Annotated in this window: 17 protein-coding genes; 5 read left to right on the top strand and 12 right to left on the bottom strand. The window is 40.2% G+C overall.

Going from position 1 to position 12,314, the window contains the following annotated elements; all coding sequences use genetic code 11:
* The first annotated feature begins 55 nt into the window (after positions 1-55).
* Positions 56-280, top strand: a complete 225-nt coding sequence (locus ACE4RR_RS09935) for a YrhC family protein (RefSeq protein ID WP_375535258.1) — start codon at positions 56-58, stop codon at positions 278-280.
* A gap of 261 nt (positions 281-541) precedes the next feature.
* Here ACE4RR_RS09935 and ACE4RR_RS09930 read toward each other — a convergent pair whose 3' ends face one another.
* Complete coding sequence (locus ACE4RR_RS09930) at positions 542-1,165, bottom strand: NUDIX hydrolase (protein WP_375535257.1); 624 nt, start codon at positions 1,163-1,165, stop codon at positions 542-544.
* A gap of 143 nt (positions 1,166-1,308) precedes the next feature.
* Here ACE4RR_RS09930 and ACE4RR_RS09925 point away from each other — a divergent pair, with 143 nt between their 5' ends.
* Positions 1,309-1,488: a hypothetical protein gene (locus ACE4RR_RS09925; RefSeq protein ID WP_375535256.1), complete on the top strand. Its 180-nt coding sequence runs from the start codon at positions 1,309-1,311 to the stop codon at positions 1,486-1,488.
* A gap of 38 nt (positions 1,489-1,526) precedes the next feature.
* On the opposite strand, the gene ACE4RR_RS09920 is transcribed toward ACE4RR_RS09925, so the two are convergent.
* Both ACE4RR_RS09920 and ACE4RR_RS09915 read right to left on the bottom strand, forming a co-directional pair.
* Positions 1,527-3,515, bottom strand: coding sequence for a S9 family peptidase (locus ACE4RR_RS09920; protein WP_375535255.1), 1,989 nt, complete (start codon positions 3,513-3,515; stop codon positions 1,527-1,529).
* 416 nt (positions 3,516-3,931) lie between these two features.
* Positions 3,932-4,237 (bottom strand): HesB/YadR/YfhF family protein, encoded by a 306-nt coding sequence (locus tag ACE4RR_RS09915; RefSeq protein WP_375535254.1) that lies wholly within the window; start codon positions 4,235-4,237, stop codon positions 3,932-3,934.
* Between the two features lie 175 nt (positions 4,238-4,412).
* Here ACE4RR_RS09915 and ACE4RR_RS09910 point away from each other — a divergent pair, with 175 nt between their 5' ends.
* A complete protein-coding gene (locus tag ACE4RR_RS09910) occupies positions 4,413-4,550 on the top strand; it encodes a hypothetical protein (protein WP_375535253.1) in 138 nt (45 codons plus the stop codon).
* A 91-nt stretch (positions 4,551-4,641) separates the two neighbouring features.
* A complete protein-coding gene (gene sigK / locus ACE4RR_RS09905) occupies positions 4,642-5,364 on the top strand; it encodes an RNA polymerase sporulation sigma factor SigK (RefSeq protein ID WP_375535252.1) in 723 nt (240 codons plus the stop codon).
* 51 nt (positions 5,365-5,415) lie between these two features.
* Here the strand turns inward: sigK and ACE4RR_RS09900 are convergent, their stop codons facing one another.
* The 8 genes from ACE4RR_RS09900 to ACE4RR_RS09865 all read right to left on the bottom strand — a co-directional run bounded on the left by ACE4RR_RS09900 (position 5,416) and on the right by ACE4RR_RS09865 (position 11,706).
* On the bottom strand, positions 5,416-5,688 hold the full coding sequence (locus ACE4RR_RS09900) for an HU family DNA-binding protein (RefSeq protein ID WP_375535251.1): 273 nt from the start codon (positions 5,686-5,688) through the stop codon (positions 5,416-5,418).
* Positions 5,689-5,955: 267 nt separating this feature from the next.
* Complete coding sequence (gene mnhG / locus ACE4RR_RS09895; protein WP_375535250.1) at positions 5,956-6,321, bottom strand: monovalent cation/H(+) antiporter subunit G; 366 nt, start codon at positions 6,319-6,321, stop codon at positions 5,956-5,958.
* Positions 6,302-6,583 (bottom strand): Na(+)/H(+) antiporter subunit F1, encoded by a 282-nt coding sequence (locus tag ACE4RR_RS09890; RefSeq protein ID WP_375535249.1) that lies wholly within the window; start codon positions 6,581-6,583, stop codon positions 6,302-6,304. The genes mnhG and ACE4RR_RS09890 overlap by 20 nt, the downstream gene beginning before the upstream one ends.
* Positions 6,583-7,059: a Na+/H+ antiporter subunit E gene (locus ACE4RR_RS09885; protein WP_375535248.1), complete on the bottom strand. Its 477-nt coding sequence runs from the start codon at positions 7,057-7,059 to the stop codon at positions 6,583-6,585. The genes ACE4RR_RS09890 and ACE4RR_RS09885 overlap by 1 nt, the downstream gene beginning before the upstream one ends.
* 4 nt (positions 7,060-7,063) lie before the next feature.
* Complete coding sequence (locus ACE4RR_RS09880) at positions 7,064-8,545, bottom strand: Na+/H+ antiporter subunit D (RefSeq protein WP_375535247.1); 1,482 nt, start codon at positions 8,543-8,545, stop codon at positions 7,064-7,066.
* Positions 8,538-8,879 (bottom strand): Na(+)/H(+) antiporter subunit C, encoded by a 342-nt coding sequence (locus ACE4RR_RS09875; RefSeq protein WP_375535246.1) that lies wholly within the window; start codon positions 8,877-8,879, stop codon positions 8,538-8,540. The genes ACE4RR_RS09880 and ACE4RR_RS09875 overlap by 8 nt, the downstream gene beginning before the upstream one ends.
* Entirely contained in the window at positions 8,879-9,301 is a 423-nt protein-coding gene (locus ACE4RR_RS09870; protein ID WP_375535245.1) for a Na(+)/H(+) antiporter subunit B, read from the bottom strand. The genes ACE4RR_RS09875 and ACE4RR_RS09870 overlap by 1 nt, the downstream gene beginning before the upstream one ends.
* The gene (locus ACE4RR_RS09865) at positions 9,298-11,706 is read right to left on the bottom strand and encodes a Na+/H+ antiporter subunit A (protein ID WP_375535244.1); all 2,409 of its coding nucleotides are present in this window, start codon (positions 11,704-11,706) and stop codon (positions 9,298-9,300) included. The genes ACE4RR_RS09870 and ACE4RR_RS09865 overlap by 4 nt, the downstream gene beginning before the upstream one ends.
* 193 nt (positions 11,707-11,899) lie before the next feature.
* Here ACE4RR_RS09865 and ACE4RR_RS09860 point away from each other — a divergent pair, with 193 nt between their 5' ends.
* A complete protein-coding gene (locus ACE4RR_RS09860) occupies positions 11,900-12,100 on the top strand; it encodes a hypothetical protein (RefSeq protein WP_375535243.1) in 201 nt (66 codons plus the stop codon).
* A 62-nt stretch (positions 12,101-12,162) separates the two neighbouring features.
* Here ACE4RR_RS09860 and sda read toward each other — a convergent pair whose 3' ends face one another.
* On the bottom strand, positions 12,163-12,306 hold the full coding sequence (gene sda, locus ACE4RR_RS09855) for a sporulation histidine kinase inhibitor Sda (protein ID WP_375535242.1): 144 nt from the start codon (positions 12,304-12,306) through the stop codon (positions 12,163-12,165).
* Between the last annotated feature and the right edge of the window lie 8 nt (positions 12,307-12,314).

Genomic DNA, 12,314 nt, shown 5'->3' with positions numbered 1-12,314 from the left:
ATGCCTCTATGTGCTACGATGAAATAGATGTTTCATATGCTTTGGAGGGGTAGTTGTGGATAAGCAGGAAGTAAAACTAATGAATAAAGTAAAAGATTTTATAATGTTCAGCCGTGTCATTTTTTCATTGGCAACTTTCTTGTTCCTCGGTTTGATTCTTCCAGAGAGTAATTTAGAAGGACATTTAGAGGAAGGCATATTATTAATTAGTATTCTCCTAATTATATCTATCAGCTTTCATTCTTATGCGATGAAAGTGAAACAATCGATTACAACCTAAAGAGGCTGTTTTCATAGCTTCTAATGTTTTAAAACATGAGCTGGGACAGAGATTCTCCTGGCTCATGTTTTATGAGTTTAGTCATATCGCACCAACAGAAATAATTTAATGGCGATTCTGGGAAGTCTGCAGCGGAAGGCGCATTTCATCGAAAAAAAACCATACGCAGGGAGCGGTCCGCAACGCACACGATGTGCCCGCCGCTGATCTCTGCGGAAATAAGGGCTTTACAAGTAAAAGACTGTGCGAATCAGCAGCTTATTAATTTTTTACTAATTGGACGAAGTGGCGCACGATTCTCGCTGTCAGTCCCCAAATTATATAGCCCTCATATTCATAGAAAAATTCAGGTATTGTACCTCCGCGCCACGGATAATTTTTACCGCCAGGAATCTTTTCGTAAGGGAATGTATCTGATATCTCTACTTTCATTTGAATATCATGACGTTCCGGTATTGTCTGTATAAAAAATCGAACAGGCACTGTAAATAAGGTTTCAACTTCAGCAGGGTTAGGAGAAAATGAAGCGCCCTCTTTTATGAATCCTGTAAAAGGATAAATAATTTGCTGAAAAGGGGTGACAAGCCTGTCTAGTGCTCCAAGTGGCGTTACATCTGAACGGTGTACGCCGGTTTCTTCGCAAAGCTCCCGAATAGCTGCCTCTCCTTCTGAAGGGTCATTGTGATCAATCATCCCGCCCGGAAAACAAATCTCGCCAGGCTGGCTGTTCATATGTCTAGCTCGAACTTCAAATAAAAGGCTCCATTCATTTTCGATCAAGAGCAACGGTAAAAAAACTGCTGATTTTCGAGAGTTATTTTCATCTAAAATTCCAGATGTTTTATTTTTTAATTTTGTAATTAATAATTGTTCACTTATATGCAAAATTAAATACCACTCCTTGTGCATCAAAGTATATATTTAATCATATCAAAAAAACATCAGGTTGCCATGAATTACTCTTTGCAGTTTTTATTAGTCGCAAAGGTGGTATAGATTAATAGTATATTTATAAGGGAGGTTTAAGTTTGACCAATCCAAAGGATAAAAAGGAACAAAAACGAAGGGAAGAGGATATGCCGCCTTCTGCCCATGAAGATCCGATTCCCCTTGAAGATATGAAGCATGAGGAAAAAGAAATAAGAAAAAAGCATAAATCTAAAAATACGTCTTCGAGTGAACCAAAAAAGGAAAAAGATAAAAAGTAAGAAGTCCGGAGCTGCTGCTCCGGATTTCTTAAAGTGAATTATAGATATTGTTCAAACCAGTCAGTCATTTGGAGGAGCCGTTCTATACGCAGGGCAGGAGGACCGCTCCTGCTTAGTTCATGGCTTGACTGGGGGAAGCGTACAAATTTCGTTTCTTTTTCCTGCTGTTTTAAAGAGATAAACAACTGTTCGGCTTGTTCAATCGGACAACGGTAATCCTGCTCTCCATGCATGATCAGCAAAGGAGTTTGTATATCTTTTACATATCGGAGAGGTGAATGGTGCCAAAGCTTTTCCGGGTCTTCAAAGAGACTGCAGCCAATTTCCCATTCAGTGAAAAAGTAGCCTATATCACTGACTCCAAAAAAGCTGATCCAGTTAGAGATAGATCGCTGCGTCACAGCAGCTTTGAAACGATCTGTATGACTGACAATCCAATTAGTCATAAAACCACCATAGCTGCCGCCTGTGACGCCAAGCCGGTTTTCATCAATAAAATCATACGTTTCGATGACGTGGTCCACAGCACTCATTAGATCAGTATAGTCCCTGCCGCCGTAATCACCGCGGACGGCGTTCGCAAAAGTCTGGCCATAGCCGTGGCTGCCTCGTGGGTTTGTGTAAAGAACAACATATCCCTGAGCTGAAAGCAGCTGCAATTCATGAAAAAAAGTGTTGGCATACATGGCATGAGGTCCGCCGTGTATTTCAAGGATCATCGGGTACTTCTGCCCTTCTTCAAAATTAGCAGGTCTCATCACCCAGCCGTGAATTTCCCAGCCGTCCTCTGCTTTTGCAGTAATTGGTTCCGGGATGGAAAGATGCACATTCTGCAGAAATTCTTCATTAACATCTGTTAACCTTACTTTGTGATTGCTTGGCCTGTTTATTTTAAAGATGTCCCCTGGATTCGACGGATCACTCAGCCCGATAATAAATACGTCGGTTTGTGGATGATAAGTAAAGCCGTAAACATGGTTTTCTTCAGAATGTACGGCTGTGATCTCTCCTTCCATATCCATTTCATAGAGACCGGTGCTGCCGTGATCGCTAGCCATAAAATAAATATGGGCATGGTCATCTGACCAGATCGGGCCTGGATTAGGGTGGGAGGATCTTAAATCTCCGATAGCTGCATCACCAATTTGGACGTCCCACTTCAAGGTCATACACGTTTTTTCCCTGGTCAGAGGATCAATAATCCAAACCTGATTGATTGTCGCACCTTTCCATTCATTTTCATGACCGATGCATGCAATTTTTTTCCCGTCATATGACCAATTGGCAAGTGAATACACGCCGGTTGAGCTGGTCAATTTAACGATATCCTTTGTTTCTTTGTCTATGATAAAAAGATCAAGATGGGTAGTACTATCTTCATTTTCCGATCGGTTAGCACTAAAAACAATCTGTCTGCTGTCCGGAGACCAATTTCCGGAAGAGTGATCATAATCACCCTCGGTCAATATTTCGGCATGGTCATTCTTTAGATCATACACAGCAAGGTGTTTCCGCTTATCATCATGAAAGCCGCCAGCATCTGATTTGTATTTGATTCTTTCAATGACCAATGGCTCCAGCTTATTGTTCTCATCTTTACCATTTTCTTCTTCAGGGGCAAGCATTTCATTAACTGCGATACTTGTAGAAAAAAGAATATAGCGTCCATTTGGAGACCAGACGGGTTCACTGGCGCCATTTTTCACTGATGTCAGTTTTCGAGGTTCACCTCCGCTCGTCGGAAGCAGCCAGATTTGTGGAGTACCGGAGCGCTCAGAGACAAATGCAAGCTCAGAGCCATCAGGAGACCAGCGTGGTGAGTAATCCTTATTTTTTCCAAAGGTCCATTGAGTTGGCTTGTCGTCATTTAAATTTTGGACATATAAATGGGAATAATATTCAAGATCATCACCTATGAATGATTGAACATACGCATATTTTTCACCTTCAGGAGAAATTCGAGGGTCATTCGCTACATTGATTCTTTTCAAATCTTCGCCAGTAATTGATTTTTTATCTGCCGCCATAAAAGCTCCCCCAGTTCATATTAAACATATTTATCAAACGTCAGTACAAAACAATATGTAAGTTGTTTGTGTGATATAGTATAGTAAAAATTGGCTGGAAACTCAAATGTAGAACTCAGCGCTTGTTTAAAAAGTGTGAAAGAATTTCTGACAAAAATCGTGAAAGATATAGCAGAGTTATATAAAATAATGATAGAACAGGTAATATAGACCCTGCAGCCCATGTTGTAAGCTGCGATCTGGTTCACCCGCCAGGGAAAGGGTCACCGCTGTTCTGTATGCCGTGAATAAGGCTCTCCTTAGGCATCACTCTCTCTCCCTTTTTTGCCGTCTGCCAGGATGCTGGCAGACGGCCTTTTTTTATTTAAAAAATTTTGCTTATTAAATGATGAAAATAGATGAAAAACTAAGGCGAATTATTCCGACTCCTCCAGCTCCTTATAATCAAATTCTATTTCTTTTGATTTCCTGCTGTATTTGACATGAAGATGATGATCTTTAAAATACCATAAGTCTTTTTCTTCAACAAAGAAGGTTATACCTTCTATATCAGCTGATGCTCCTATTTCAGCAGGCTTTGTTTTTGATAATCCAAGAGAGAATCCACTTTGAATTTGCGAATGGCCTCCATAACGGGCAAAGAAACGAATAGCATCTCCATTAGAAGCATTCATTTCCTCCTGAAACCATTTAATCGCGGGCTGCGTCACTGTTATGTTCATCATCTATCACTCCTTGACTTGATCATATTATTACCATTCCCTTTCATTGGTTATCAAAACAAACTAAATTAGGGGCATTTGTACAAGTATCTCTATAAATTAAGTTGGTTTATATAAAAAAGTAATTATTTGTGATAGGATATACAAAGATATCATAGTGGGGAGTGGTACATGGTTGTCAAGCAGCATTTATTACACGAATTTGCAAAAAGAATTTGAAAAAACTCTTGGCAGGCGTTTAACAAAACCGGAAAAAGAACTGGTGCTGGAAATGCTTCGCAAGCAATGGATCAGTAATAAGCTTTGCAAGTGACGCTCAGTATCTCCGGCTGAGCGTTTTTATATTGGACAAACAAGAATCACCTTTCTGCTGCATAGACTGGTAAGGCAGAGGAGGTGATGAGGTGTCTGCTGTTTTGGCTGCCGCGATTTACCTTTTTAAAGAGCTTACCCTGTTTATATCATATGTGAAAAACAATGCTTTCCCACAGCCCTTGTCTAAAGAAGATGAGAAATATTATCTTAAGCTCATGCAAGCAGGTGATGCATCAGCAAGAAATACATTAATTGAACATAATTTGAGGCTGGTCGCCCACATTGTCAAGAAATTTGAAAATACTCGAGAGGACACCGAGGATTTAATTTCTATCGGCACAATTGGTTTAATTAAAGGAATTGAAAGTTATTCTCCAGATAAAGGAACCAAGCTGGCAACGTATGCAGCGAGATGTGTTGAGAACGAAATTTTAATGCACCTGAGGGCTTTGAAAAAAGTTAAAAAAGATATTTCGCTTCATGACCCTATTGGCAGTGATAAAGAGGGAAACGAAATTTCCCTGCTCGATGTTCTGCAGGAAGAGGGGCCGGATATTGCTGACATTGTACAATTAAAAGTAGAAAAACTCCAGGTCAAGCAATATATGACCATGCTTGATGTAAGAGAGAAAGAAGTCATAATCAGCAGGTTTGGACTGGATAACAAAAAAGAGAAAACCCAGCGTGAAATAGCAAAAGAATTAGGGATATCGCGAAGTTATGTATCTAGAATTGAAAAGCGGGCGTTATTGAAACTTCTGCATGAATTTTATAAACAGCAGAAGGCAGGTACGTCCGGACAGTCTTTGTAGCACTGCATAGAGAAAGCCCTTCCGGATACCGGAAGGGCCATTTCCATTAAATTAGTTAACAGCATCTTTTAGTTGCTTTCCTGGACGGAAGGCAGGATTTTTCGTAGCAGGAATTTTAATTTCTTCGCCAGTTTGTGGATTACGGCCTTTACGTGCTGCCCGTTCACGAACTTCAAAGCTTCCAAAACCAACAAGCTGGATTTTGTCTCCTTTTTTAAGGCTGTCAGTGATGCTGTCGAATACAGCGTCTACTGCTTTAGAGGCATCCTTTTTTGAAATGTCTGCTTGTTCTGATACAGAATTAATTAAATCCGTCTTGTTCATCAAAAAAACTCCCTTTCATTCCTAATAATATAGAGCCTGTACAATACAAATTTACACATGCAACCCTTGATGTGTCAAGTGTTAGAGGGTAATTATAAGGTAAAAAGAAAGAAATGCAGTCCATTTTATTCAAAAGATAATCTCTTGAAAGCCTTGATATCACTGACTTTTACAAAAATGACCATATTAACTGCGGTGCTGCTTAATTATTTCGACTGAATAATGAAAAATAGCGAAAAAGAACGAAAAATGTAATATATTATAATATTAATTTGATATATGTCGTTTCTTTTTCTTATCCGCTAATTCATCTTGAGTGGTTGCCTCCCAAAGAGGAACTCCCGAATGGTATGCTGCTCTCGCAATGAGATGTCCGCCGACTGGAGCAGTAATAAATATAAAAACAATCCCGAGTAAAATACGGAGACTCACCATGTTTTCTACAAATGCAAAGAAAATAAAAGTGCCTAAAAGAACAAACATAACTCCAAGGGTGGCTGCTTTTGTAGCAGCATGTGATCGAGTATATATGTCCGGGAGCCTTATTATTCCAAAGGCGCTGATAAAAGACAGTAGAGCCCCGGCCAGCACGATAATTGCGACCACAACACTGCTAATTTCGTTTCCGTTCAATGACAACACCCTTTTCAATAAATTTAGAGAAAGCCACTGTTCCTATAAATGCGAGAATCCCCAATAAGAGCATTACTTCAAGGAATGCAGTTGTCTCTAAGATGAGTGAGATAATGGCTATTAGGCTTACGAGGTTTATTCCAATCATATCAAGAGCGATAACCCTGTCTGGCACAGAAGGGCCCTTTGCAACACGGTAGAGAGCAATCAGAATTGCACAGGAGATTAAAACCGCTGCAAGATAAAACATTATTTCGATCATCAGCGGCTCACCTCCTGAATAGCTTTGATAAAGCTGCCTTCAATGTCTTTTTTTGCGGTTTCCACATCCGGCAGGTCCATGGCGTGAATGTAAAGGATCTTATTATCGGGAGAGATATCCACCACAAGTGTTCCCGGTGTCAAAGTAATTAGACAAGAAAGAACAGTTATTTCCCAATCCTTTTCCAATTCAATTTCGAGTGAAAATATGCCCGGCTGTATGGAGAGCTTCGGCTGCAGTAATTGGGATAATACCTGAACACTTGAAAGAATTAATTCTTTAATAAATATCAGGATCAGCTTAAAAATTGCATATATTCCAATTAAGTAAAATCGATGAGTGAAAAACCCCCTGACTAAAAAGAGGATCGCCGCTCCGATAGCAAAACCGCTGACAAAACTGCCAAAGCTCCATGCGTTTGTTAAAAACATCCACATAAGGGCAATAATTACGTTGATCATAATTTGAAAAGACATGGCATTACTCCTTTAATACGGCGTCAATGTAGTAGTCTGGATTGAGCAGGGTATCTACAGCATTCATTACGTAAGGGTTTAGGCTTTCTGCTCCAAGTCCCATGAACACTGAAACGGCAACTAACAATGCGCAAGGAAAAACCAGTCCTTTTGTGCTTCCGTGCTGCGAAATGTGCGGCAGCTTTACTTCTCCGAAAAACCCATTCAGAAAAATTCTTATCATTGAATAGAGGACCAGAAGGCTCGACAGCATTAGAATTCCGACAATCCAGTAATAGCCGGCTTCAATCCCGCCTTGAATGAGCAGAAGCTTTCCAAAGAATCCACTAAGAGGAGGGACACCTGCCAAGGCAAGTGTTGCCGTGAAGAACAGCCAGCCAAGCAGGGGGTGATGTTTAATCAGTCCGCCCATCTCTTTTAAATTGCTCGTTCCTGCAGCAGCGATCACTGCTCCTATTATTAGAAATAGAGCTGCTTTAATTACTATATCATGAATCAAATAATACACAGCGCCAGTGTAGCCGGCTTCAGTTAAAGTAGCAGTTCCAAATAATATAAAACCGACCGCCACAATAACATTGTAAATGAGAATTTTCTTAATATCGCTGTGTGCAATCGCACCAATTACCCCAGCAAGCATTGTCACTCCTGAAAGAATAGCAAGGAATTGATGAGTAAACCCACTGTCATGTGTAAAAATGAGAGTGTATGTACGAAAAATGGAATAGATCCCGACCTTCGTCAGCAATGCGCCGAATAAGGCTGCGATCGCGGGCGGAGGAGCTGCATATGAAGCAGGCAGCCAGAAGTAAAGAGGGAACAGTGCTCCTTTTAACCCGAATACTATTAAAAACAGGATGGCGATAACAGTCAGGATAGGAGATGATTCAATACTCCCTATACGCTCCCCGAGCTGTGCCATATTTAACGTGCCTGCAACCCCATAAAGATATGCGACAGCAACTACGAACAGGGCGGATGAGACAACATTAACGAGCACATACTTAAATGATTCTCGCAGCTGGACCTTTGTACCTCCTAATACTATTAAAGCGTAGGAAGAAATGAGAAGTACTTCAAAGAATACGAACAGGTTGAAGATATCACCTGTTAAAAAGGCACCGCTTACGCCGGTAATTAGAAATAAAAAGAATGAGTGAAAATAATGTTTTTCACGATCTGCACCAACGGAGTAGACGGAGTAAAGTAATATTGGAAAACTGACAATGGATGTTACTGTTACCAGGATTAAAGCGAAAAGATCCCCGACCAGCACAATACCGAACGGCGGCTGCCATCCCCCGAGTTCTAATGTAGTAATTCCAATTTTATTAACTTTTATCAAAATAATTATATTTACAACAATCAACAGAGCACTGCTGAGTAAACTGAGTGTGCGCTGAAACTTTAATTTACCTGGAGCAAATAATAAGACAACCCCCGCAATCAATGGGATAAGTAATGGATATATTAACATATTAGTCATAAGAATCAGATCCTCTCAATCTATCGGTGCTGTCTGTTCCTGTTACCTGATAAGCGCGATAACCAAGCACAAGAAACAGGGAGGTTACCCCGAAGCTTATGACGATCGCTGTGAGAATCAGTGCTTGTGGTAAAGGATCTGTGTAATTTGGCGCTTCGAGCCCAAGTAAAGGAGGGGCACCGGTTTTTAATCCTGCCATAGTGAGCAGAAGAAGATGAGCGCCGTGGCTCAGCATAGCTGTTCCGATAATTACCCTGATTATGTTTTTGGTCAGCACAAGGTAGGTGCCGGCCATAAATAAAGCCCCAACCACGATGGACATTAATATTTCCATCAGGTATCCTCTCCAATCGTTTGAATTATTGCAAGGGTCACCCCGACAACGACCAGATAAACCCCAATATCAAAAATCAAGGCTGTAGCAAGTTCAAGCTCGCCGAGAACCGGGAAAGTGAAGTAATCATAAGTATGAGACAGAAAAGGCACTCCAAAGAAAAACGAACCGACTCCAGCTCCAATAGCCGTAAGCAGGCCTGCCGGAATTAACAGTTTAAAATCAAGAGGAAGAGCATTTTTCACTGTCGTCAAATCAAACGCCAGCAATAGCAGTACAATTCCTGAAGCGGTCATTAGTCCTCCGATAAATCCGCCGCCCGGTTCGTGGTGCCCGTTGAAAAACATAAAAACGGAGAACGACAAAATAAGGAACAGAACAACCTTGGTCACTGTTTGTAAAATCACATCATTCGTTTTCAAAGGTCATTCCTCCCTGCCAGTCGAAGTTTAATCATCGAATAAATTCCTAAAGCTGCAATTCCTAGAACAAGGATTTCCAGCAAGGTATCAAAGCCTCGAAAGTCAACGAGAATTACATTTACCATATTGCGTCCGCCAGCCTGGTCATAGCTTGCTTCTACAAAAAATTCTGATATAGAATCAAACAGCTGGTTACTATTTACTGATAAGGCAATTAAAGTAACGGTGGTACCTACAATAATTGAAATGATAAAGTTCCCTGCCTGAAATCTTATATTCTGCATCTCCTTAGCAATCTTTGGCAGATGATAAAAGCAGAGAAGAAATAAAGAAACAGAAACAGTTTCAATAATTAATTGAGTTAATGCAAGGTCCGGTGCCCTGAATACAACAAAAAACAATGCGACAGAATATCCAACGACACCCAGGCTGATAATTGCTTTTAATCTCGAAGTAGTAAACATTACTATAACAGTCGCAGTGAGCAAAACCAGGATGAGAATGATTTCATATAAACTGACAGGTGCTGTGTTTTCAGTACTTAATGCAAAAGCTCCTTTGTTTATCATCGTGAATAGAAGCATAGCAGCCATTATCGAGAAGATATAGAGAAAGTAATCTCTAATATAACCTCTCATATACCATCCTGTAAGGGCTGAAGAGCTCTTTTCAGTGAAGAATAACGTTTGGTCGTATATTTTGTTAAAAGACAATGCTTCAGGAAACAGGTTATACACTCGTGACCATTTCTTTACCGTTAAGTACAATAGCGAGCCTGCTGCGACTACAGCTATTGTCATATATAACGGCAGGTTCCAGCCGTGCCAGAAATAAATATCCACATAGAACTGTTCGCCTTCACCGAGAAGGGAAGGCTGTATAGAAGCCATCGCCGGCTCTATTAAGGAGTAAGATAGAATATTCGGGAACAGACCGAATACAACGACGAGGCTGACAAGTATCAGTGGCGAAATCAACATGCCGACAGGGGCCTCGTGCGGTTTTTTTTCCAATTTTTCAGGCTTCAGCTTTCCGCCGAATGTTTTGAAAATTAGAATCATGCTGTAGACAAATGTAAAGACACTCGCCGTCCATGCAGCAATTGGAAATAATACTCCGAATGTATCTACATGGAACAAATTAAACTCTGTAATGTTAACCATGGAAGTGAAAAACAATTCTTTACTTAAAAAACCGTTAAATGGGGGAAGTCCTGCCATTGAAAATCCGCCGATTACAGCAATCGTAAACGTGATGGGCATTACAGTCATCAGTCCACCAAGTCTGCGGATATCACGAGTTCCGGTTTCATGATCAACGATGCCGGCCATCATAAATAAACTTCCTTTAAACGTTGCATGATTTATTAAATGAAAGATTGCCGCCAGTGTCGCACCGGTAAAAAGATTGTCATCAATAGTGTCGAAATGCAGAGCTGCTGCTCCAACACCAAGCAAAGAGAGAATCATACCGAGCTGACTCACTGTTGAATAGGCAAGTATTCCCTTAAGGTCTGTCTGCCTCACAGCAGAGAAAGACCCCCAGAATAATGTTGTCATTCCAAAACCTGCAACGAGCCAGAACCATTCTGCTGAAGCTGCAAATACCGGGCTGAGTCTAGCCACTAAATATAAGCCCGCTTTTACCATCGTTGCGGAATGTAAATAAGCACTGACTGGAGTTGGCGCCTCCATCGCGTCCGGCAGCCAGATATGGAAAGGAAATTGCGCTGATTTTGTAAAAGCACCAAGCAGAATAAGCAGCATGGCCGGCAGAAAGTAGGCTGATTCTGTCAAGTTACCTGGACTAGCTATAATTTCAGAAATATTGAATGTTCCAGTAATTACATATATAAGAACGATACCGATCAACATCGAAAAACCGCCGAAAACGGTGATAAGCATTGATTTTAAAGCACCGTATCTTGATTTTTCTTTTTCGTACCAGTAGGCAATTAACAAAAACGAAGATAAACTTGTTAATTCCCAGAAAGTATATAAGACAATTAGATTGTCCGATAGGACAACACCGAGCATAGCGCCCATAAACATAAGCAGATATGTATAAAATTGATGAAGTGCTTCTTTTGTTTTATCGAGATAGTAAATCGAATATAAAACAACCAGTGCCCCAATTCCGGTGATCAATAATGCAAACAATAGACCCAGCCCGTCCACGTAAGCAACGAAATTAACGTCAAAGGAAGGAACCCATTCAAATACAGCCCTGACTGAATTACCAGCAGAAGTTACTGGTATATAAGATAAGAAATATAGGAACAATATGGATGGAATTATTAATACAAACCATCCGGTATGTATTTTAGGTAGCCATTTATAAAGAAATGGCACCAGGATTGCTGCAAGGAATGGGGCGATGATAGCAAGATGTAATGCTGTAAACATTTGGAACCTCCTTCAGTGTTCTAACGGGTACAAATACTTTAAACATTATAACTTATAATATACGCTTCTGCATCAGATAAAACCTCACGAGACAAGTAATTACAATGACTGTTTAATAGGTAGAAAAACGTTTACAGAAAATGAATATATTTTGTGAAGAAGTTGATACTAATAATAAAATGCAGGTGAGTGAATGAGCAGAAAAATAATTATAGCGGTAATAATATTTAACGTATTCTTTGGCTGCAGTATGTGGGCTAATGAGTATGTAAAAAATAAACGGGCAGAGCAGTTTTATTCGTATTCGCCTCTGCGTCCCTTATCAGAGCAGGAGCCGGAAAAGATTGAATTCAAGCCACGTGAATATGTGAAAATAAAAAGCCTTTCTGGATAAGTCACTTCCAGAAAGGCTGTTATTTATTTAATGTTAATTATGTTTACTGTACAAGCAGTTGGTCACATTTGTATTACAGATCGTTTTCTATTCAGAGATCTTCTGTTTAGTTCTTCTTCTATCAATGCTATAAAATCACTGTTCAGTTCTAAATGAATTGCTTTTTCATATGCCTCTATGAGCAGATCATCCGATAATTGTCTCATAATTCAGG

Source organism: Alteribacillus sp. HJP-4, assembly GCF_042139015.1.
Classification (GTDB): Bacteria; Bacillota; Bacilli; order Bacillales; family Marinococcaceae; genus JBHIKY01.
The sequence above is the reverse complement of the archived record's forward strand: the minus strand, read 5'-3'. Positions and strand labels throughout refer to the sequence as shown.